Genomic DNA, 20,205 nt, shown 5'->3' on the forward strand with positions numbered 1-20,205 from the left:
TGGTTGACCCTGCAGAGCATCTGCGGCCTAGGCGAGATACGCGGCGCAGGTTGCTGGCGATGCCCATGGCCGTCGTATTTCTCGCGGCATCTATTTTGCTATTGGACTGGGCATCGCCAGTCATTCCGCGCAGCGGTTCGGTGACGGCGGCCTACGGTATCTACAGTGTCTTTTACTTATTATTCGTTGTGACGCATGGCGTGATAGTCGCATCAATTATACCGTTCAGGGCATCAATGACTTCTGTCACGCCGACGGCATTGCCAGCAGGTATCTATTCGGTGATGGTCATCGCCTGTTGGGCGTCCACAGCAGGTTTGCTGTTTTTGATTGGCGACCGAGTCATCTACCAGAATGTTGACTTTATCAACGACAGTTTTGTCGTTACGCGCGCTCGATTAAACGCATCCCGCTCCGAAGCAGGCGGGGTGTCATCCCTCTTCAGCGTGGCTGGTAACCTACTGCAGTTTTGCTACTTTTTCACCTTGACGATGGGCGTTTACTACTACGAGCTTTTGAGCCAAGCGCAGCGCTTCAGACTGGCGGCATGGATTGCCTTGATCGCCATCGCCGGCTCATACGTGTTAGGTGGTCGTTCGATTTTGAGTTTAGCCGCGTTGGCAGTGTGCGCAACCTGGACGGCGCGTATCGTCGCGGGGAGGGCGAGTTATAGCAGCATGTTGTCACGCCGGGCGGTAATACGATGCGGCATTGGGGTCGGCCTCACGTTAATGGCAATGCTTTACGTGTTTTACGCTCGTGCCAACGCCAGTGCGCTCAGCTCTCAGAAGTACTTGGAGACCTTCATTGCGCACTTAGGAGGCGAGGTAACGCAGACGTACCGCGCGTGCGAAGCCGGTATTCTTTGCGATATTTATAACTATGCACAGCTGACCGTTTTATATATCACGCACGGGCTTTGGGTGCTGGCGGAAAGCTATTATCACCCAGACGCGCTGCCCAGTATGGCGCCGCTATTAGGGGGAGTTCTATCCATTTATAGCAAAATCGACGCGGTGGGTGGGCAGGTGGCGATTTATCAGTTCTCCGGGCTGTTCAATTCTCTACCGGGTTCTATATTTTATATATTCGGCGGCGGCGGGGTGCTGTTTTTCTCGGTGCTGTTGGGCGTGGTCACAGGGTTGTCAGCGCTCTACCTGCATCGAAGTGCTTCGGTTGTAGCGGTGCTTGCGTATGTCCTGGTGTGTGTGACGATGCTGATCTCGCCCGTGCTGTCCGCGTTTAATGCAGTCATGTTCGTTTTCATCGTTCTTTCAATGTTGACGATGGTCGCATTACTTTTCATTGTTCAATATCTCAGGGGCGAGCGGCGAATATCATGAAGATAGGTTTCGCTAATATTTTTTCATTTAGACCGCATGTGGAGCATTTGTTTTATTTGTCCTCGTTGGTAGAGGCTGCTGGACACGAGGTGTATTACCTCACGTGCGACGCTGCGGTCAGTAATTGTTACCCGCGTGCGATAAAGGGAACTGGCAAGTTGAAGGAGTGCGCCAAGTGCATGCTCGGCGGCATCCGGAGTTTTCCTGTACAGGGTATCACCGCCTTGCGGGACCAGCCTGGAAGTCTGGATCAAGCGACGTTGAACAAACTAGCACTTTCCAGTTCGTGCACCGCCAACCGTACGGAGTCCGAAGCCGAATGGAACGAGCCGGAAGTGGTGGCGGTAAGAGAGAGCCTACATCGGCCTATCCAATCAGTATTTGCCAGTACTTTAGAGTGGATAAACGACAATCAGCTGGATTGCGTGGTTTGTTTCAATGGCCGTATGGACCTGACGCGGGCTGTCACTTATGCGTGCGAACAGGCCGGTATCCCATTTGTTACACATGAGCGAACCTGGTTTGGCGACGGCCTACAGCTGATACCCAACGCTAACTGCCTTTCGCTATTGTCGCTTAATAAGATGGTCGAGGAGTATGATGACCGGCCGTTGACAACGGTACAGGCGAACATTGCTGGTAAATTAGCCGGCGAACGCTTCCTCCAGCGCAACTCTATGGAATGGCGGCTGTACAACCAGAATCCCGAACCCGCGCCTTGGCCGTTAAGCGGCCCTGGGCCTCGGGTTCTCGTAGTCCCGAGCAGTAAAAATGAGTTTGCCGGACACGAAGAATGGCTTACCGAGTGGGTGGATAATACCAAAGCGCTAGATGATCTGTTTGAGGCCTTCGATATTGGCGCGGGTCAAGTAGTTGTTCGATGTCATCCTAACTGGTCAGAAAACATAGGCAAAGCCGTCGGTGATCGCTCACTGGCTCTCTACCGTGAGTGGGCTGCTAAAAGAGGTATTCATTGTATTTCAAGTGAGCAACGGGCCAGTACTTACGATTTGATCCAGCAGGCAGATATCGTCGTATTGAATGGCGGATCCTCGTCGGTAGAGGCCGGTGTGTGTGGCAAACAGGTGATTTGCATGGGACCCTCAACGTATCAAAAAGCCGGGTTTGTGCGGACCTTTCTAGATAAAGCTTCGCTGTACCAGGCCGATGCACGGACTCCCCTGGACCCTGATCGGGTACGGCGTAAAACGCTTCGTTATCTCTATTTGCGTTCTCATCGATTTGCCCAGTATGTGAGTTTCGTTAAAGCCGTGGAGACCACCCGCTATGAATACTTTGCGGGCGCAGATCCTGAACGGTTGCTCTCGATGTTGCGGTCCGGCCAGATGACCGCGGACGATGACACCTTCGCTTCTGATTCAGCCGGAGAGGATCCTATCGTTGAGGCCTTGCTGCACAAGCGATGGGGGCAACTGGCCGACTACGAACGAAGTGAGCCAAAGCGTACGCCAATTGAAATCAAACGACGCCTCGGCATGCGCTGGGTCGACGGCTTGCGGGCGAAAATGCCCAGAGGAGACAGGGGTTGAATGTAACAAGCGCAGAACGGGTATCTATCATTACACCCTCCTACAATGCCGAGAAATTGATTGGCCGTACAATTCAGTCCGTACTTGACCAAACGTTCAGCGCTTGGGAAATGATTGTGGTCGACGATTGCTCCACTGACGGGACCCGCGAGGTGGTGCAGGGCTACGCGTCTAAAGACCCGCGCATAAAACTAGTGGCTTTACCGCAAAACAAAGGAGCACCGGCAGCCCCGCGCAATGTGGGTGTCAGCCAGGCCACCGGCGATTGGATAGCATTTCTGGACGCCGACGACATTTGGCACCCGCAAAAACTAGAACTGCAAATGCTTGCATTAAAGCGCGAGGGCGCAGCGTTTAGTTGCTCTCAGATGAAAGACTTTACAGATGATCGTTTGCTTGAGTTTCCGCCGGTGGAAGAAGTGGGGTACGAACGAGTGAGTTTCTGTAAGCAACAGTGGAAAGGACGTATCCCAACGTCCAGTGTCGTGTTAAACCGAGCGCTTATGCTGAAGTTTCCATTCAATGAGGACATTCGCTACAAGGCTGTAGAGGATTACCATTGCTGGCTCAGAATTCTTCAAAGCACGGGCGACAGTATCAAGCTGCGCTACCCGCTGTTGAGTTATCGTCGCATCGTCGGTCAAATATCGGGCTCAAAGAAATATATGCTTGAGCGTATGTATATGGTCCACAGGGAATACCCGGGGACATCACCATTAAAAGCGGTGATTTTTACGCTGACCCATGCGTTGGGCGGATTTTATTATCGTATTCTGAGGAAAGGCTTATGAAGCGCATTATGGTAACGGGCGGTGCCGGATTTTTAGGGTCCCACCTGTGCGAGCGCTTATTGCAAGATGGCAACGAGGTGCTGTGTGTCGATAATTTTTATACCGGCTCGAAACGAAATATTGCACACCTTATGGCCAATCCATATTTTGAACTGATTCGTCACGACGTGACCTTTCCGCTCTACGTCGAGGTGGACGAGATCTTCAATCTGGCGTGCCCAGCTTCACCTGTGCATTACCAATTCGACCCGGTACAAACGCTCAAGACCAACGTACACGGAGCTATTAATATGCTTGGTCTGGCGAAACGTACCAAGGCCAAGATCTTCCAAGCCTCCACCAGCGAAGTCTACGGTGATCCAGAGGTCCATCCGCAACCCGAAGAATACTGGGGCAAGGTGAATCCCATCGGCATCAGATCTTGCTATGACGAAGGCAAACGCTGTGCCGAGACCCTATTTTCCGATTACCACCGCCAGCATGGGTTACGCATCAAGATAGCCCGTATTTTCAATACCTATGGGCCACGCATGCATCCCAACGATGGTCGGGTCGTGAGTAATTTTATCGTGCAGGCCTTGCAAGGCGAGGACATCACTATCTACGGTGACGGTGCCCAGACTCGCAGTTTCTGTTATGTCGATGATTTGGTGGAGGGCTTCACCCGATTGATGAATACGGCGGATGAAATTACCGGCCCTGTCAATTTGGGTAACCCTGGCGAATTCACCATCCGACAATTGGCCGAGCGAGTCATCGCTCATGTTAATTCTTCGTCCAAATTGATATTCAAGCCACTACCGCAGGATGATCCGCGCCAGCGGCAGCCTGACATCGAGATGGCACGCAAACTTTTGGGCTGGGAGCCGCAGGTAATGCTTGATGAAGGCTTGAAGAAAACCATTAGATATTTTGATGATCTGCTGTCGGTGAGCAATGTCAATGTCGGGTAGCGCAAAATGAAAATAACCGTCTTTGGCAGTGGTTATGTTGGGCTGGTGACGAGTGCCTGTCTTGCTGATGTTGGTCACTCGGTCATATGCATTGATATCGACCAAAAAAAGATCGATGGTTTGCTGAATGGGGTGGTGCCCATCTATGAGCCTGGCCTTGAGGAACTGATACTCAACAATATGGCAGCAGGGCGCCTTCAGTTTTCTACCAATGCAGAGCTGGGTGTTACCCATGGTTACCTTCAATTTATCGCGGTCGGTACCCCGCCTGATGAAGATGGCAAGGCTGATCTTCAGTATGTCTTGGCTGTGGCCCGTACGATAGGCCAGTACATGACGACAGATAAATTGATTATCGATAAGTCCACCGTACCTGTCGGGACTGCTGATCGGGTGAGGGAGACTGTGTTACAGGCTCTTAACCAGCGCGGACTTGAGTTACCTTTCGACGTTTGCTCGAATCCTGAGTTTCTCAAGGAAGGTGCGGCCATTGACGATTTCACCAAGGGTGCTCGAATCATTGTGGGTACCGACTCTGACAAAGTCGAAGATGCCATGCGCCATTGTTACGGACCTTATAATCGTAACCATGACAAGCTAATGTTTATGGACGTCCGCTCCGCTGAACTTACGAAGTACGCGGCCAATGCCATGTTGGCCACTAAAATAAGCTTCATGAACGAGATGGCTAACCTCGCGGAGCACCTCAACGCCGATATTGAGAGTGTCAGACTAGGCATCGGTTCAGACCCCCGCATTGGGTATCATTTCATTTACCCCGGCTGCGGCTATGGTGGCTCGTGTTTTCCCAAAGATGTTCAAGCGTTAGCGCGAACAGCCCAGGAGGTGGGCTATCAGGCTGATTTGTTGATCGCGGTGGAAGCGGTCAATAATCGCCAAAAGCAGGTGCTTTTCGAAAAGTTACACCGAGCTTTCGATGGGCAGCTAAATGGAAAAACGGTCGCGGTATGGGGGCTCGCATTCAAGCCCAACACCGATGACATGCGAGATGCGCCGAGCCGGTCATTGATGGAGGCCCTCTGGGAGGCTGGAGCTCAAATTAAGGCGCATGACCCCGAAGCGATGGCCGAGTGTCGCCGTATCTATGGCGATCGGCCGGGCCTGCAATTGTGCGCCTCGCGCGAAGAGGCAGTCACTGGTGCCGATGCCCTAGTGATCTGCACAGAATGGAAGGCATACCGCGCACTGGAGCCGGAATGGCTTAAAGGCGTTCTCAATTTCCCTATCGTGGTAGATGGTCGCAACGTTTTTAACCCATCCGAGATGGCCGCCGCCGGGATCCTTTACTTCACAGTAGGTCGTCCAAAACCGGCGGCAATTAATTGAGAGTCTTATGGCCAAGGTTCTGATTACTGGTGCGGGTGGTTTCATAGGCCAAGCTTTGTGCCAGCGGCTTGCTCAGCAGGGGAATGAAGTCGTAGCGCTGGTCCGTAGGGCGGCTCTTTCTGACAGTGGTATTACCTACAAAGTGGCCGACCTCGAGGACCCAGACAGCATAGCTCTCTCCGATCTGCAGGGCGTCGACTGTATTGTTCATTTGGCTGGGCGTGCCCACGTCATGAAGGACAGTTCGGCCCAGCCTCTGGAGGAATACCGCAAGGTCAACCGCGATGCCACCCTCCGTTTTGCCCAGCAGGCACTGGAGGCGGGAGTCAAACGCTTTGTGTTTGTCAGTTCAATCGGCGTCAATGGTGCTCAAACATTCGGCACTCCGTTTGATGAAACATCACTTGCTCGGCCACACGCGGACTATGCGGTGTCTAAGTGGGAGGCAGAGGAGGGCGTTCGCGCCTTGCTCGGCGCCTCAACCATGGAGTGGGTGATCGTTCGTCCTCCGATGGTCTACGATGCTGCTGCGCCAGGAAATTTTGCCCGTCTTATGCGACTGGCCGCCAGCGGCCTGCCCTTACCTTTGGCAAAGGTCGATAACAAACGTAGCATTATTTCTCTGCGCAATTTAACGGCGTTTCTGTCCCTCTGTACTGCTCACACGAACGCGGCAAACCAGCTTTTTTTAATTGCGGATGACCAGGCTGTATCGACTCCGCGGATGGTAGAACTGCTATGCGAAGGTATGGGCAAGGGCGCGAAGCTGTTTTATTGCCCTTCCAGTTTACTTCTCCTTATTGCCGGTTGGGTAGGTCGGAGCAATATCCATACTCAGTTGTATGGATCGTTGCAGATCGACACGGGCAAAGCCAAGCAATTGCTAGGCTGGAAGGCTGAGGAATCGGTTGATATCGCTATTCGTAATGCCGGGGCCGGCTTCAAAAAAGATGCATGATGTTGTGATATTGACTTAAGGAAAAATTTTCTAATGCTCTTTCTGATAATCCCTTTGCTAGCATTCATGTGCTGGCTACTTACCGGGAGGTTACGCCAGTACGCGATCGCCAAAAGCATCATTGATATCCCCAATTCTCGCAGTTCTCATACCGTACCTACTCCGCGCGGCGGGGGGGGTGCTATTGTAGTTGTTTATTTAGGCAGCTTGCCGCTGTTGACATTGCTCGGCGTGCTCCCTTGGAGTGTCACCTGGGGGATGGTTGGTGCCGGCGGGATGGTCGCAGTATTGGGTTTCCTGGATGACCGAGGGCACATTGCGGCCCGCTGGCGTTTGCTCGGGCATTTCAGCGCCTCCCTGTGGCTTCTGGTTTGGTTAGGAGGGCTGCCGATCTTAGACATAGCAGGGTTCAGTTTAGACTTGGGTTGGTTCGGCCATGCCTTGGCCCTTCTTTACCTCGTATGGCTACTCAACTTATACAACTTCATGGACGGCATCGACGGTATTGCTAGTGTCGAAGCCATTTGCGTGGGTCTTGGTGCTACTGTGCTTTATATCGCGGGCGGGCTTCCATCAATGCTGTTCGCGCCCTTAGCTCTGGCAGTGACTGTAATGGGGTTTCTCTATTGGAATTTTCCTCCCGCACGGATTTTCATGGGCGATGCCGGCAGCGGTTTCCTAGGTATTACCTTGGGCGGGCTGTCGCTTCACGCCGCCTGGGCCGCTCCGCAATTGTTATGGGGCTGGCTAATTCTATTGGGGGTCTTTGTGGTTGATGCGACATTGACCTTGTTGCGGCGGCTGGCGCGGGGCGAGAAAGTCTACGAGGCACATCGCAGCCATGCTTATCAATTCGCAGCCAGGCACTATGGCCGTCATTTACCCGTTACTCTGGCGGTCATGCTAATCAACACCTGCTGGCTGCTGCCGATCGCAATCATTGCAGTCGTCTGGCGAGTTGATGGTCTGACGAGCCTTGCGCTTGCCTATCTGCCTTTGGTAGTGCTGGCCATCAGATTCCGCGCAGGCGGTGCGGAATAACCCTTTGCCTAAGGTCGGATTCGTCGCACCGCACGGGTACGGGGGTTGGAATGGGCAAATGCGTACAATGCCCGACAGGGCAATAGAGTTAGGGGCTGTGTGTGAAGGATAAAAGTTTTAGAAGTTGGATCAAGTCACGCTTACTGGGCATGCCACGTCGATATAAACGGGCGCTCCAAGTTGCCACCGACGTACTCTTGATCTGGGTCGCACTCTGGCTAGCCTTTGTCGTGCGTCTTGGTTTGGACGATACCAACCACCCCTACTGGGCACACTTCTGGCTGTTCGGGTCTGCACCTGTCATCGCCATCCCGATTTTTATACGTTTTGGCATGTACCGCGCGGTGATGCGCTATTTCGGCAACGACGCGTTGATCACTATCTTCAAGGCTGTGACCTTGTCGGCCCTTTTGCTGGCGCTGGTCGTGTACTGGTACAGCAACCACAAAACCGTAGTGCCTCGGTCGATCATTTTTAATTATTGGTGGCTGAGTCTGGTGATGATTGGCGGGTTACGCCTGATCATGCGCCAGTATTTTCTGGGCGACTGGTTCGCTACGACTCAGCATGTTCCCTTCGCGAATCGGGATGATGGCTTACCTCGGGTAGCGATCTACGGTGCTGGCTCTGCGGGTAATCAGCTCGTAGCGGCGCTGCGAATGGGCAAGGCCATGCGGCCGGTGGCTTTTATCGATGACGACCCCGGCATCGCCGATAGAGTTATTTCCGGGCTGCATGTTTTCAAGCCTAGGCATATCGATAAACTGATCGAAGCGACGGGGGCTCAGGAAATTTTGCTCGCCGTACCTTCGGCCACCCGCGCCAGACGTCGCGAGATCCTCAATTACCTCGAGGCCTTCCCTATCCATGTTCGTAGTGTGCCTGGGTTTATGGATTTGGCCAGCGGGCGAGTCAAAGTGGATGACATTCAGGAGGTCGACATTGCCGACCTGTTGGGCCGTGATGCGGTGCCAGCGCAAGACAACCTGTTACAACGCTGTATCACTGGAAAAGTCGTGCTGATTACCGGCGCTGGCGGCTCCATTGGGGCGGAGCTATGTCGGCAGATTCTCGACCAGCGGCCGGCCACGATGATTTTGTTTGAGCACAGCGAGTTCAACCTTTACAACATATCGAGTGAATTGGAGGCGCGGGTAAAACGTCGATCACTTCCTATTAGGCTATTGCCAATCCTGGGTTCCGTGCGGCATGCCGACAAGTTGCTCGAGGTGATGACGACCTGGGCCGTCGAAACGGTTTACCATGCGGCCGCTTACAAACATGTTCCCATTGTCGAGCACAATATCGCCGAAGGCCTATTTAATAACGTGTTAGGCACATTGAACACCGCTCAAGCGGCGCTCCAGGCCGGTGTCGCCAACTTCGTATTGATTTCGACGGATAAAGCCGTCCGCCCCACCAATGTGATGGGCAGTACCAAACGGTTGGCAGAGATGACCTTGCAGGCGTTGAGTAGGGAAACGGCGCCGGTGCTATTTGGTGACCTTAGTAACGTGTCTCAGGTCAACCGGACGCGATTCGTCATGGTCCGATTTGGTAACGTACTTGGCTCGTCCGGGTCCGTCATCCCACTGTTTCACCGTCAAATCAAAAGCGGTGGTCCGCTCACCGTGACCCACCCCAAAATTACCCGTTATTTCATGACTATCCCCGAGGCGGCGCAGCTGGTTATCCAGGCCGGCTCAATGGGGCAGGGCGGGGATGTCTTCGTGCTGGACATGGGAGAGCCAGTAAAGATTGTTGAGTTGGCCGAAAAAATGATTCATCTGTCCGGCTTCAGTGTCAGGTCAGATCGCAATCCTAACGGCGACATCGCAATCGAATTCACCGGGCTTCGGCCGGGAGAAAAGCTGTTCGAGGAGCTGCTGATCGGCGATAACGTCGAAGCGACGTTACACCCGATGATCATGAGTGCTGACGAAGACTATCTGCCCTGGGACCTGCTCAAGCCGCGCTTGAATGGGTTATTGGATGGCCTGCGTCATAACGACTATCCCCTCGTGCGGCAATTACTCCGAGAGACCGTCAGTGGCTACAGCCCTGATGGTGATATCGTCGACTGGGTGCACCTGCAGCAGCGGCTTGACCCGCGTATTTAGGACTATTCCTAGGCTTTTCGCCTGGACAGGCTCCCCTGGTGATCTAAGTTCAAGAGGCGGCTCAAGGAAAGCCGCCATTGAACTTAAATTGCCATGGAGCACGTCCCCAATGCGTACCACCTTTTTCTCCTCGTTACTTGTTGCCCTGCTAAGCCTTACCTCCCATAGCGCGCTCGCGGCCCCTACAGCCAATCCCCAGGCAGAGTCTTCCTCGATGCAATCGGTTGAAGGGAAGGTGTCCTTGAACTCTGCCGATGCGCAGACCCTACAGCGCGTACTGGCGGGAGTGGGGAAAGCTAAAGCTGAGGCGATAGTGGCTCACCGGGACGCCCACGGCGCTTTTGCCTCAATTGATGAGCTGCTCGAAGTCAAAGGGATCGGGAAGGCGCTACTGGATAAGAATCGCGACAAACTGGCGTTGAACTGACTCCCACGAGGCACGGAAGGAGAGGCGAGATTGGCCTCTCACTTCCCGGCCACCAGGCACTCTGCGTCGTCCAGGAAGTCCGGTTTGCAGCAATGATTGATTCTTAAGCCCGTGCCTGTTCTTTCAGCGCACTACGACTCGTCTCCAAAATCAACGCCGACAACCCCGCATCCTCAACACTGCGCGCCAACATCAGTGCGCCGACCAGTGTCGACAATGTCACGATACCTTTCTGTTCGGCCTGTTCACCGCCGCCCATGGCCTCGGCCATCAGTTTACTGATCGTATTGACCACATAGTCGGTCGTTGCGCTGGCCTGCCGGCGCTGGCCGAGTTCGGCTGCGATGGTAGGTAAGGGGCAGCCTGAATCGGCGTTGTCTCGATGGTGTTCGCTAAGGTAAAAATCGATGAATGCTGCTATGGGTTGTTCGCTTGAAAACGCCTTATCAACCGCTATGGAAACCTGTTCCACTGCATCTTGCAACGCAGTTTGCACCAGCTCGTCTTTGGATTTGAAGTGTGCATAGAAACCGCCATGGGTCAGGCCGAGGCCTTTCATCAGAGGTTGAAGGCCTGTCGCACTAACACCATCACGGCGAAAGCGGGCAGAGGCTTCCTTGACGATTCGTTGGTAGGTTTGGGCTTTGCGATCTTGGGGGTAGCGCACGGCGCCTCCAGGGCTCAAGTGCTAAGTGGCGTTTTTAGGTCGTCACAAAGTCAGGCGTTATTGGGGAGTCTCTGGCTATTGAGGGGCTCAATAGCCGAAACCGGACTCATCGATCACGCGCTTCCTTAGCATCCATTTCGGCGTTGCGTTCATGCACGCGTTTAAGTTGCTCCTCGGTGAGGGGTAGTTTCTTCGCCGTATCACGCAACATCATCAGGCCACCGACGATGGAACCGATAGCCACCAGCAGTATTAACCAGGCGTACCAGGGCATGTTTAATCTCCTTAGGCGTGCGCCGACCAGAGGGTTCCGGTAACCGCGGCAGCACCTTTTTTTGATAGTAAACACACCCAGTGGTTCAATTATAAACACGTTAGGCGGGCGTTATCATAGTGCTACTACTGTTGCGCCTATAGATTGACTTGTGTGCAGACAGACGGTCGGAGCGCCCTGGGCCGCGGCCGCTTTCGCCTTTGCAGAGCCGGGCATTGACGGCCATGGTTATGGGCCAAGCCGAAAGGAGCGGCCTTTCCATGATTAAAATCCGCTACAATGCGCGGCGATTTCGACCTGCTTTGAGAGCCTCGCCATGCCCGTTTGCCAGACCCCTATCATCGTCGCTTTGGATTTCCCCAACCGGGAGGCCGCTTTGCAGTTGGCCGATCAGTTAGATCCCAAGCTATGCCGGGTCAAGGTGGGTAAGGAGCTGTTTACCAGCAGCGCTGCAGGCATCGTGGAGACCCTCAACAGTAAAGGCTTCGAGGTATTTCTCGATTTGAAATTCCACGATATCCCCAATACCACGGCGATGGCGGTCAAAGCCGCCGCGGAAATGGGCGTGTGGATGGTTAACGTTCACTGTTCTGGGGGCCAGCGCATGATGGCTGCATGCCGCGAAGTGCTCGACCAGCGCAATGGCGTGCAGCCGCTGCTGATTGGGGTGACCGTGCTGACCAGTATGGAGCGCGAGGACCTGGCCGCGATCGGTCTGGACATCGAACCTCAGGAGCAGGTGCTGCGCTTGGCTGCCTTGGCGCAGAAGTCCGGTATGGACGGCTTGGTCTGTTCGGCTCTGGAAGCGACCGCGCTGAAGGCCGCGCACCCTGGTCTGCAGTTGGTCACGCCGGGCATTCGCCCTGCCGGCAGCGCCCAGGATGACCAGCGCCGCATTCTCACCCCACGCCAGGCGCTCGACGCCGGCTCTGATTACTTGGTGATTGGGCGGCCGATCAGCCAGGCCGCAGACCCTCGCCAAGCATTGGAAGATGTAGTAGCGCAGATCTGCGCACAGGCGCTGTAGAGCTAAGCAGCGTCAAGGGGCCTGCCCAATTCAGCGCCCCTTGCTATTGAGTACCAGCAACGCCAGAACCCCTGCAACGATCCCCCAAAATGCCGACCCTATGGAAAACAGGGTCATGCCCGAAGCCGTCACCATAAAGGTAATCAGGGCCGCCTCGCGTTCTTTGGGTTCGCTCATGGCCTGGGTCAGGCCGTTGATCAACGAGCCGAACAGCGCCAGTGCCGCAATCGACAGCACCAGCTCTTTAGGCAGCGCGGTGAATAGGGCCGCCAGGGTGGCGCCGAAAATGCCGGCGATGGCAAAGAACACCCCACACCATACCGCTGCGGTATAACGCTTGGTTTTATCTTCGTGGGCCTGCGGGCCGGTACAGATGGCGGCGCTGATCGCGGCCAGGTTGAGCCCGTGGGCGCCAAAAGGGGCGAGCAGTAGCGAGGCGAGGCCGGTGGTTGCGATCAAAGGCGAGGCCTGGACCGGGTAGCCGTCTGCCCGCAGCACCGCCATACCCGGCATGTTTTGCGAGGCCATGGCGACTACGAACAGGGGCAGGCCGATGCTGATGGTGGCTGCCAGGGAGAATTGCGGCGTAGTCCAGACCGGCACCGCCAGCTCGAGTTGGAACTGGCTGAAATCCAGTAGCCCCTGCGTGCCTGCCAGCAGGCTACCCACCACCAGTGCCGCGAGGACGGCGTAGCGCGGGAAGGCGCGCTTTGCCAGCAGGTAGGTGAAAAACATGCCGGCGACCAGCCCGGTACGATGCTGCGCGGCGATGAAGATCTCGCTGCCGATTTTGAACAGAATACCGGCCAGCAGCGCTGCCGCCAGAGAGGTGGGCAAGCGCTTGGCGATGCGCTCGAAAGCGCCTGTGAGGCCGCAGAGCATGACCAGCAGTGCGCAGGTTATATAGGCACCTATCGCTTGCCCGTAGCTCACCTGGCCAATACTGGTGATCAACAAGGCGGCGCCCGGGGTTGACCAAGCGACAGTGATCGGCGTGCGGTAGCGCAGGGACAGGCCGATGCTGCATACCGCCATGCCCATGGAAAGCGCCCAGATCCATGACGACACTTGCCCGTTGCTCAAACCGGCCGCTTGGCCGGCCTGGAAGATCAGCACCAGCGAACTGGTGTAGGCCGTCAACATGGCAATAAAGCCTGCGATGATGGCGGTGGGCGAGGTGTCTGCCAAAGGCCGTAAGGTGGCCGTGGGCGCAGGGTGCATAGTCGACTCCGGGGAAACGGGGGGCGCCAGGGTAAACGCTGGCGGTGGTTTAAGGGCGATACAGCCGCCAACACAATTGACCGTACAGTCTTGGCTGGCAGGCGCCTCCAGGTGGGTTATCCTGCGGGCTTAGGTTCAAGCCTTCGGTTACGTTCACCCAGAACGCTTGGATACTGGGTCAGCCCGCTTGGTTGGCCCATTAGGAGGAAACGATGCTCAAGGTTTACGGTGATTACCTTTCCGGCAACTGCTACAAAATCAAGTTGATGCTGCATTTATTGGGGTGGGAGTACCAATGGCACCCTATTGATATCCTCAAGGGCGACACGCAAACAGCCGAGTTTCTGGCGCTCAACCCCAATGGCAAAATCCCGGTGGTGGAGCTTGAAGACGGCACTCATCTATGGGAATCCAACGCCATTCTTAACTACCTGGCCGATGGCAGTGTTTACCTCCCTACCGAGCCGCGTCTGCGCACCCAGGTGCTGCAGTGGCAATTCTTCGAGCAGTACAGCCACGAGCCGTACGTCGCCGTGGCGCGCTTTATCCAGCGCTATCAGGGCATGCCCACTGAGCGCGCGGACGAATACGAAGTCTGTCAGGTCCGTGGGCACAAAGCGCTCAGGGTGATGGAGAAGCAACTGCAGGCCACGTCTTACCTTGTGGGCGAGCAGTTTTCCATTGCCGACATTGCGTTGTATGCCTACACCCACGTGGCCGATGAAGGCGGCTTCGATCTGAGCGCCTACCCGGGGATCCAGGCGTGGCTGCAGCGGGTATCGCAACAAAAGGGTTATGTGGGAATGCTTTGAGGCGTCAAGCGCGGCGCTTTTACCAGCGGCGCGCTAACGAGAGGGGGTCAGGCGAAGCGCTTGTTCAAATAGTCGATGATCACCTTGGACTCGTACATCCAGGTGGTCTGGCCGTTTTCGTCGATACGCAGGCAGGGCACTTTTACCTTGCCGCCGCCTTCGAGTAGCGCCTGGCGCTGTTGGGGGTCGTTTTTGGCGTCGCGAAGGGCTACGGGCACGTTGAGTTTGTGCAAGGTGCGACGGGTCTTGACGCAAAACGGGCACGCGTGAAACTGATACAGGCTCAGGCCCTGAGCCGCGCGTTCCACTTCTGCCTGTTTGGCGCCATCGCGCTTGAGTTTGGCCGGGCGGGTGAGCAAGTCACCTGCGACGATCAGTTGGCCTAGGCCATTGCGCAATACTTTCATCAACATGCCGTTTGCCCCCTTACTTGATCAAGCTGAGGAATTCGCTGCGCGTCGCGGCGTTGTCCCGAAACTCGCCGAGCATTACCGAGGTGATCATCGACGAATTCTGCTTCTCGACGCCGCGCATCATCATGCACATATGTTTGGCTTCGATCACTACCGCCACGCCCAAAGCGCCGGTGACTTGCTGAACGGCCTCGGCAATCTGGCGGCCGAGGTTTTCTTGGATCTGCAGGCGCCGCGCGTACATATCGACGATGCGCGCGACTTTCGACAGGCCCAGCACTTTGCCGTGGGGAATGTACGCCACGTGGGCGCGGCCGATGAAGGGCAGCATGTGGTGTTCGCACAGCGAATACAGCTCGATGTCCTTGACCATCACCATTTCGCTCGCATCTGAGCTGAACAGTGCGCCATTGGTGACCTCTTCCAGCGTTTGCTCGTAACCTTGGCAAAGGTAGCGCATGGCTTTGGCGGCACGCTTGGGCGTGTCTAGCAGACCTTCGCGGGTTACGTCCTCGCCGATTTGGCCGAGAATCGCTGAGTAATTCTGTTCCAGGGACATGGATCTACCTGTGGGTGTTTTTCGCAGAAGCGAAGGTTACGGCGCAGACAGCCGCTGCGCAAGTGAAAGGCTTTATTCGTCGCGGCCTTCGAGCATGGTGCGCTTGAGCATAACGTACACCGCGCCGGCACCGCCGTGGCGTGGTTGGCAGGAGGTGAAACCGAGCACTTGGGTGTGCTGCCGCAACCAGGTATTGACGTGGCTTTTGATCATCGGGCGTTTACCGTCGAGGCGTACCGCCTTGCCATGGGTAACGCGCACGCAGCGGATCTCGAAGCGAGTGGCCTCGGCCAGGAAGGCCCAGAGGTTCTCCCGGGCCTTTTCCACCGTCATGCCGTGCAGGTCGAGGCTGCCTTCGAAAGGGATCTGGCCCACTTTCAATTTGCGCATCTGGCTTTCCTGAACCCCATCGCGGGCCCAGTGCAGTTCATCTTCAGGGCCGACATCGATCACAAACTGATCGGACAAGCCGTCTACGTTGATGGTGTTCTGCCGTACGGTCGCGGCTTGGCGCAAGGTGGCCAGGCGCGCACGATCGGCCTTCGGTTTACCCGTGTCGGCGCGATCATGCTGGATCGGTTTGACCCCACGCATCAGCTCTTTGAACTGGGAAAAATCGTCGTCTTGCATCTCGGCCTCCAACAGGGGAGGGCTAGTCTACGCGAGTCAATCGTGCTTTTTCATCAGGTGTGGCGCCATGTTCAGCTCGCGATTGCGCCGCGCACGCCGGCGGCAACGGCGCCACAAGGCGACACCGATGTACAGCAAGACTAACCCGCTGACCGCCACAACGGCCGCGCCGGTGGTGGTCGTATTCAATTCGCCCAGCCCTGGTGCCTGCCCTAGCAAGCTGGCCACACCGGCCATTACCAGTAATACGCCCAGCGTTGCCAGCACAATCGAAACCGCTGCGCCCAGGCGCAAACGCCAGTTACTCGGCTCCTTGGAACGCAGGCGCCGAGCGTCAAAACCATCGGATAACTTCATTCCGATTTCCTCAGTGGATATCGGGCCTTCGACCCGAAAGGGGGCATCGGGTTCCGAAGCGCGGGTGATTTAGTCAGACCAGAGGCCTGGCGAAGGTGGCGGCCATGACACCGCCAATAGGCTCATATCAGCTTGGCAGTGCGGACCACGGCGGCGAAGTTGTCGGCCATTATGGCCATCTCGGCTTCCTGCACCTTGGCGGCCGCCAGCACACCAGTGCCCTGGGGTAGGTCGCGGGTGGCGCAGGCATCGCTGACCAGCGTGCAGCGGTAGCCGTAGTCTTTGGCGGCGCGCACCGTGGTGCTCACGCTGGAATGGCTCATGAACCCGCAAACGATGATGTCCAGCGGGCCTTTGTTTTGTAACAATTCATGCAGGCCTGTGCCATTGAAAGCGTTAGGCAGGCGCTTTTCCACCACGGCCTCGCCATTCAGCGGGCCGAGGCCGGTGATGAACTCACCGCGCTCGCCCTGCGGATCGAACAAACCGCCCACGGTTCCAAGATGACGAACATGCACGACCGGGCGGCCTGCTGCCCGCGCCGCTGCTACCAGTTTGAGGATGTTGGCGACGGCTTCGTCCATCCCTGCAAGCGCCAGCGGGCCGCTCAGGTACTCTTTTTGGGCATCGATAATGATCAGGCTGGCATGGGCGAGAATGGCCGGTTGATATTCACGGCCACTGAGTTGAAACATCGTCTTTGGAACGGACATCTGGGGCTCCTCTGGCTAGGGCTTTTAGCCATTGTCCTCTGCTTGCGGCGTTCTGTGAATCGCCGTGAACGAAACCGGCGAAAAAGTCTCGCGGCGGAGTGGCTGCCAAAGGCTGATAGACTCAGGGCCTGATTTTGAAGGAGTGCACCGTGATCACTACCCGCTTGCGCACGCTACGCGACCATATCCGTTGGGCGGTCAGCCGTTTCCACGAGGAAGATTTATATTTTGGTCATGGTACCGACAACGCCTGGGATGAAGCCCGGCAGTTGGTTTTGGGAGGGCTGCATCTGCCCTACGAAATGGCCGACGCCTACCTTGACTGCCGGTTGGAAGACGAGGAGCTGGTGCGCGTCCAGCACTTGCTCAAGCGCCGTATCAAGGACCGGGTGCCGGCCGCGTATCTGCTGGGCGAAGCTTGGTTTTGCGGTATGGCGTTCATCGTCGACGAACGTGTGTTGGTGCCTCGCTCGCCCATCGCCGAGCTGATCGAGGAACGCTTCGCGCCCTGGTTGGCCGGCGAGCCGCAACGAATTCTCGACCTGTGCACCGGTTCCGGGTGCATCGGTATCGCCTGTGCCGAGGTTTTCCCTGAGGCTGAGGTGGTGCTGGCCGACCTTTCATTCGAAGCATTGGAAGTGGCCAACCAGAATATCGAGCGGCACCTGCACGATGATCGCGTGTATACCGTGCAAGGCGATGGCTTCGCCGGTTTGCCCGGGCAGCGCTTTGACTTGATCGTATCCAACCCGCCGTATGTCGACGCCCAGGATTTCGCTGACATGCCCCCTGAGTACCAGCATGAACCGGCGCTGGGCCTTGCCTGCGGCGATGACGGCTTGAACCTGGTGCGCCGCCTCTTGGCGGAGTCGGCCGATCATTTGAGCGAAAAAGGGCTACTGATTGTTGAGGTCGGCAACAGCCAGGTGCACGTGGAGGCGCTGTATCCAGAGGTCGACTTTGCTTGGTTGACCTTCCAGAACGGTGGCCACGGCGTATTTATGCTCAGCGCCGAGCAATGCCGGGCGCATCAGGCGCTGTTCGCTTCACGGGTGTGAGGGGCGCGAGCCCCGACGCTTCAACGGTGGGTCGCAATCCAGATCAGCAGGCCCGCCTGAAACACCGCGAAGGCCACTAGGCACGCAATGGTGAAGCGCAGCCCGCTGTCATCCCGGCGGTATTTGTTGACCCGTTCCTCGTGCTGGCGCAGTTTGGCTTCCTGTTCCTGCAGGTTCTGTTCGGCGACCTGAAGCATGTTGGCGCTGTCCAAAATACTGACGATCTGCACTTTTTCGGTGTTCCAGGTTGGCTGCATCGCGCTGATGGCGAGTTCTTTATAGCGCCCCTTGAGGTGCTGGGCATCGGCATACTCGATATCCAACCCCTGGGTGCGTAAGGTATGGTCGCGGCGCAGGCGGGTCTCTTCGTTTAGCCCATCCTTACTCGCCAAAAGGCCGCCTTCAAGACGGTACTGGCCATGTTTACGCTGCGCCCAGAGCGCGGCTTGGGCCAGCATAAAGCGGCCCAGCCCGCGGTTAGCAGGTTCCATCTGCAAGCCACTGGCAGGTTCGAAACTGACCATGCGGGTTTCGTGGTCAAGCCACACATCCAGATGATTCTGCTCTTTGCGCGTACGTTGCCCTGGTAGCTCAATGCCCATGCGTAGCAAACTGCGCGCCTGGTCGTGGCGCTCGGCGTAACCGAACTGGACGAAACGCAACGGCCGCGCACCCGTCGCCCGGTCGGTGGGCAGCGGCAGCAAGCGGAGCATTTTATGATGCTCGGTGGCAACGTCGGCCCACGGCAGGGCCACGGCGGGTTCGGCAGGCGCTTCAGGGGCCTGCGAAGGGTCTTGGGTTGCGGCTTCAGTCATCGGGTGATCCTCGTTCACACCCTGCTATCGGCTGGCCCGCAAACTTCTATAGCGTCTAAACCGACTTGATGAAACCCACCAAGCGCCGAGCTAGCGCGTCGGCCAGCGGCAGTTTGGGGTTTTTGTAAGAGTCCAGCTGCGCCTCGCGGTTGTCGGCGACGATTCGCAATACGTGGTTCATGCCGTCGATCAACGCCAGTTGTGCGTCGGGTTTGGCCTGGTGCAGGGCCTGCGCGTCGGCGATGCCGACCTGCATATCGTTACGGCCCTGCACGATCAGTGCGGGCATCGTCAATTGCCCCATGGCGGCAGCTGGGTCCTGGCGAAATAGCGAGACCAGATAGGGCTGTACGCTGGGGCGGAAGATAACCTGCAAGGGGGGCGGTACCTGCGGGTCGAATTGGCCTGCTTTGAGGCGGTCCAGCAGTTGCTCGGCGCGTGGTAGCAGCGCAGCGGGTAAGTGTTCGCGTAGCTGTTCACGCAACACTTGATCCATCGGCCGACCACTGCCGGACAGCGAAATGACCCCTGCTGCGCCTGCTCGGGGGGCGGCGAGGGTGGCGATCAGCGCGCCCTCGCTGTGGCCGAGAATGACCAACGGGCCAAACCGCGGGTCGCTCTTGAGTTGCTGCGCCCACGCCACCGCATCATCCACGTAGCCTTCGACACTCAGGTCGCGTTCATCAGGGGTGGCCACGCGGCCGCTGGCAACCCCGCGTTTGTCGTAACGCACGCTGGCGATTTGATTACGTGCCAGCAGCAGGGCGAGTTTCTTCAGGCTGTCGTTGCGCCCACCCTCGGGATTATTGCCGTCGCGGTCGGTGGGGCCGGAGCCGGAAATGATCAGCACCACCGGCACTGGCTGCTCGGAACGGGGCAATAACAGGCTGCCGTGCAGTATGCCGTGGCCGGTGTCAAGCTCCACGGGCCGTTGCAAAACACTGGGGGCGGCGGCGTGGGCGAGCCCACAGAACAGGATCAGGGAAGCAACGATTAGCCGTAACATCATCAAGCCATTAGTGGTGGGGTGGGTGTTCGACTCGGCCGCCTGGCGAAGGTTCGCCCCGCCGGTAGTGGGTAAACGGGGGTGAAGTGCCTGGCCTGCGTGAGTATACTGCTCGGCCTTGAT

Annotated in this window: 22 protein-coding genes; 12 read left to right on the forward strand and 10 right to left on the reverse strand. The window is 56.7% G+C overall.

What is annotated here, in order from left to right:
* Positions 1-65: 65 nt before the first annotated feature.
* From QCL65_RS07835 to QCL65_RS07875, 9 genes are all read left to right on the forward strand, one after another.
* Positions 66-1,343 carry a hypothetical protein gene (locus QCL65_RS07835; RefSeq protein ID WP_407315697.1) on the forward strand — a complete coding sequence of 426 codons (1,278 nt, stop codon included), beginning with the start codon at positions 66-68 and terminating at the stop codon, positions 1,341-1,343.
* Positions 1,340-2,893 carry a capsule biosynthesis protein gene (locus QCL65_RS07840; protein WP_407315698.1) on the forward strand — a complete coding sequence of 518 codons (1,554 nt, stop codon included), beginning with the start codon at positions 1,340-1,342 and terminating at the stop codon, positions 2,891-2,893. Before QCL65_RS07835 ends, QCL65_RS07840 begins: the two co-directional genes overlap by 4 nt.
* A complete protein-coding gene (locus QCL65_RS07845) occupies positions 2,890-3,684 on the forward strand; it encodes a glycosyltransferase family 2 protein (protein ID WP_407315699.1) in 795 nt (264 codons plus the stop codon). Before QCL65_RS07840 ends, QCL65_RS07845 begins: the two co-directional genes overlap by 4 nt.
* Positions 3,681-4,637: a UDP-glucuronic acid decarboxylase family protein gene (locus QCL65_RS07850; protein ID WP_407315700.1), complete on the forward strand. Its 957-nt coding sequence runs from the start codon at positions 3,681-3,683 to the stop codon at positions 4,635-4,637. The genes QCL65_RS07845 and QCL65_RS07850 overlap by 4 nt, the downstream gene beginning before the upstream one ends.
* Positions 4,638-4,643: 6 nt before the next feature.
* Positions 4,644-5,984 carry a UDP-glucose dehydrogenase family protein gene (locus QCL65_RS07855; protein ID WP_407315701.1) on the forward strand — a complete coding sequence of 447 codons (1,341 nt, stop codon included), beginning with the start codon at positions 4,644-4,646 and terminating at the stop codon, positions 5,982-5,984.
* 7 nt (positions 5,985-5,991) lie between these two features.
* Positions 5,992-6,942, forward strand: coding sequence for an SDR family NAD(P)-dependent oxidoreductase (locus QCL65_RS07860; RefSeq protein WP_407315702.1), 951 nt, complete (start codon positions 5,992-5,994; stop codon positions 6,940-6,942).
* A 33-nt stretch (positions 6,943-6,975) separates the two neighbouring features.
* Positions 6,976-7,983 carry an MraY family glycosyltransferase gene (locus tag QCL65_RS07865; RefSeq protein ID WP_407315703.1) on the forward strand — a complete coding sequence of 336 codons (1,008 nt, stop codon included), beginning with the start codon at positions 6,976-6,978 and terminating at the stop codon, positions 7,981-7,983.
* A gap of 149 nt (positions 7,984-8,132) precedes the next feature.
* Positions 8,133-10,103 (forward strand): polysaccharide biosynthesis protein, encoded by a 1,971-nt coding sequence (locus QCL65_RS07870; protein ID WP_407316734.1) that lies wholly within the window; start codon positions 8,133-8,135, stop codon positions 10,101-10,103.
* Between the two features lie 109 nt (positions 10,104-10,212).
* Positions 10,213-10,530 carry a ComEA family DNA-binding protein gene (locus QCL65_RS07875; protein WP_407315704.1) on the forward strand — a complete coding sequence of 106 codons (318 nt, stop codon included), beginning with the start codon at positions 10,213-10,215 and terminating at the stop codon, positions 10,528-10,530.
* Between the two features lie 103 nt (positions 10,531-10,633).
* Here QCL65_RS07875 and QCL65_RS07880 read toward each other — a convergent pair whose 3' ends face one another.
* Both QCL65_RS07880 and QCL65_RS07885 read right to left on the reverse strand, forming a co-directional pair.
* Positions 10,634-11,197: a TetR/AcrR family transcriptional regulator gene (locus tag QCL65_RS07880; protein ID WP_407315705.1), complete on the reverse strand. Its 564-nt coding sequence runs from the start codon at positions 11,195-11,197 to the stop codon at positions 10,634-10,636.
* A gap of 106 nt (positions 11,198-11,303) precedes the next feature.
* Complete coding sequence (locus QCL65_RS07885) at positions 11,304-11,471, reverse strand: DUF2897 family protein (RefSeq protein WP_054076408.1); 168 nt, start codon at positions 11,469-11,471, stop codon at positions 11,304-11,306.
* Between the two features lie 316 nt (positions 11,472-11,787).
* Here QCL65_RS07885 and pyrF point away from each other — a divergent pair, with 316 nt between their 5' ends.
* Positions 11,788-12,498, forward strand: a complete 711-nt coding sequence (gene pyrF / locus QCL65_RS07890) for an orotidine-5'-phosphate decarboxylase (protein ID WP_407315706.1) — start codon at positions 11,788-11,790, stop codon at positions 12,496-12,498.
* Positions 12,499-12,528: 30 nt separating this feature from the next.
* Here pyrF and QCL65_RS07895 read toward each other — a convergent pair whose 3' ends face one another.
* A complete protein-coding gene (locus QCL65_RS07895; RefSeq protein WP_407315707.1) occupies positions 12,529-13,719 on the reverse strand; it encodes a benzoate/H(+) symporter BenE family transporter in 1,191 nt (396 codons plus the stop codon).
* Positions 13,720-13,931: 212 nt separating this feature from the next.
* On the opposite strand from QCL65_RS07895, the gene QCL65_RS07900 reads away from it, so the two are divergent.
* Positions 13,932-14,531, forward strand: a complete 600-nt coding sequence (locus QCL65_RS07900) for a glutathione S-transferase family protein (protein WP_407315708.1) — start codon at positions 13,932-13,934, stop codon at positions 14,529-14,531.
* Positions 14,532-14,578: 47 nt separating this feature from the next.
* On the opposite strand, the gene QCL65_RS07905 is transcribed toward QCL65_RS07900, so the two are convergent.
* The 5 genes from QCL65_RS07905 to QCL65_RS07925 form a co-directional block, all read right to left on the reverse strand.
* A complete protein-coding gene (locus QCL65_RS07905; RefSeq protein ID WP_407315709.1) occupies positions 14,579-14,944 on the reverse strand; it encodes a glutaredoxin domain-containing protein in 366 nt (121 codons plus the stop codon).
* A 13-nt stretch (positions 14,945-14,957) separates the two neighbouring features.
* Positions 14,958-15,503, reverse strand: coding sequence for a GTP cyclohydrolase I FolE (gene folE / locus QCL65_RS07910; RefSeq protein ID WP_407315710.1), 546 nt, complete (start codon positions 15,501-15,503; stop codon positions 14,958-14,960).
* Positions 15,504-15,575: 72 nt separating this feature from the next.
* Positions 15,576-16,133 carry a Smr/MutS family protein gene (locus QCL65_RS07915; protein ID WP_407315711.1) on the reverse strand — a complete coding sequence of 186 codons (558 nt, stop codon included), beginning with the start codon at positions 16,131-16,133 and terminating at the stop codon, positions 15,576-15,578.
* 36 nt (positions 16,134-16,169) lie between these two features.
* A complete protein-coding gene (locus tag QCL65_RS07920; RefSeq protein ID WP_407315712.1) occupies positions 16,170-16,490 on the reverse strand; it encodes a hypothetical protein in 321 nt (106 codons plus the stop codon).
* Between the two features lie 122 nt (positions 16,491-16,612).
* A complete protein-coding gene (locus QCL65_RS07925) occupies positions 16,613-17,203 on the reverse strand; it encodes a cysteine hydrolase family protein (protein WP_407315713.1) in 591 nt (196 codons plus the stop codon).
* A 149-nt stretch (positions 17,204-17,352) separates the two neighbouring features.
* On the opposite strand from QCL65_RS07925, the gene prmB reads away from it, so the two are divergent.
* On the forward strand, positions 17,353-18,261 hold the full coding sequence (gene prmB / locus QCL65_RS07930; protein WP_407315714.1) for a 50S ribosomal protein L3 N(5)-glutamine methyltransferase: 909 nt from the start codon (positions 17,353-17,355) through the stop codon (positions 18,259-18,261).
* A gap of 20 nt (positions 18,262-18,281) precedes the next feature.
* Here prmB and QCL65_RS07935 read toward each other — a convergent pair whose 3' ends face one another.
* Together QCL65_RS07935 and QCL65_RS07940 are read right to left on the reverse strand one after the other, a co-directional pair.
* The gene (locus tag QCL65_RS07935) at positions 18,282-19,076 is read right to left on the reverse strand and encodes a hypothetical protein (RefSeq protein ID WP_407315715.1); all 795 of its coding nucleotides are present in this window, start codon (positions 19,074-19,076) and stop codon (positions 18,282-18,284) included.
* Positions 19,077-19,131: 55 nt separating this feature from the next.
* Complete coding sequence (locus QCL65_RS07940; protein ID WP_407315716.1) at positions 19,132-20,085, reverse strand: alpha/beta hydrolase; 954 nt, start codon at positions 20,083-20,085, stop codon at positions 19,132-19,134.
* Positions 20,086-20,205: the final 120 nt, after the last annotated feature.

The sequence above is a fragment of the Pseudomonas sp. nanlin1 genome (assembly GCF_045571515.1).
Taxonomy (GTDB): Bacteria; Pseudomonadota; Gammaproteobacteria; order Pseudomonadales; family Pseudomonadaceae; genus Aquipseudomonas.

Bases quoted from the DNA above. Each gene is read 5' to 3' on its own strand.
- QCL65_RS07920 (WP_407315712.1), bottom strand. From the start codon at position 16,490: ATGAAGTTATCCGATGGTTTTGACGCTCGGCGCCTGCGTTCCAAGGAG.
- QCL65_RS07940 (WP_407315716.1), bottom strand. From the start codon at position 20,085: ATGATGTTACGGCTAATCGTTGCTTCCCTGATCCTGTTCTGTGGGCTC.
- QCL65_RS07935 (WP_407315715.1), bottom strand. From the start codon at position 19,076: ATGACTGAAGCCGCAACCCAAGACCCTTCGCAGGCCCCTGAAGCGCCT.
- QCL65_RS07870 (WP_407316734.1), top strand. From the start codon at position 8,133: ATGCCACGTCGATATAAACGGGCGCTCCAAGTTGCCACCGACGTACTC.
- QCL65_RS07835 (WP_407315697.1), top strand. From the start codon at position 66: ATGGCCGTCGTATTTCTCGCGGCATCTATTTTGCTATTGGACTGGGCA.
- QCL65_RS07840 (WP_407315698.1), top strand. From the start codon at position 1,340: ATGAAGATAGGTTTCGCTAATATTTTTTCATTTAGACCGCATGTGGAG.
- QCL65_RS07860 (WP_407315702.1), top strand. From the start codon at position 5,992: ATGGCCAAGGTTCTGATTACTGGTGCGGGTGGTTTCATAGGCCAAGCT.
- folE (WP_407315710.1), bottom strand. From the start codon at position 15,503: ATGTCCCTGGAACAGAATTACTCAGCGATTCTCGGCCAAATCGGCGAG.
- pyrF (WP_407315706.1), top strand. From the start codon at position 11,788: ATGCCCGTTTGCCAGACCCCTATCATCGTCGCTTTGGATTTCCCCAAC.
- QCL65_RS07850 (WP_407315700.1), top strand. From the start codon at position 3,681: ATGAAGCGCATTATGGTAACGGGCGGTGCCGGATTTTTAGGGTCCCAC.
- QCL65_RS07915 (WP_407315711.1), bottom strand. From the start codon at position 16,133: ATGCAAGACGACGATTTTTCCCAGTTCAAAGAGCTGATGCGTGGGGTC.
- QCL65_RS07885 (WP_054076408.1), bottom strand. From the start codon at position 11,471: ATGCCCTGGTACGCCTGGTTAATACTGCTGGTGGCTATCGGTTCCATC.
- QCL65_RS07900 (WP_407315708.1), top strand. From the start codon at position 13,932: ATGCTCAAGGTTTACGGTGATTACCTTTCCGGCAACTGCTACAAAATC.
- QCL65_RS07925 (WP_407315713.1), bottom strand. From the start codon at position 17,203: ATGTCCGTTCCAAAGACGATGTTTCAACTCAGTGGCCGTGAATATCAA.
- QCL65_RS07855 (WP_407315701.1), top strand. From the start codon at position 4,644: ATGAAAATAACCGTCTTTGGCAGTGGTTATGTTGGGCTGGTGACGAGT.
- QCL65_RS07875 (WP_407315704.1), top strand. From the start codon at position 10,213: ATGCGTACCACCTTTTTCTCCTCGTTACTTGTTGCCCTGCTAAGCCTT.
- QCL65_RS07905 (WP_407315709.1), bottom strand. From the start codon at position 14,944: ATGTTGATGAAAGTATTGCGCAATGGCCTAGGCCAACTGATCGTCGCA.
- QCL65_RS07865 (WP_407315703.1), top strand. From the start codon at position 6,976: ATGCTCTTTCTGATAATCCCTTTGCTAGCATTCATGTGCTGGCTACTT.
- QCL65_RS07895 (WP_407315707.1), bottom strand. From the start codon at position 13,719: ATGCACCCTGCGCCCACGGCCACCTTACGGCCTTTGGCAGACACCTCG.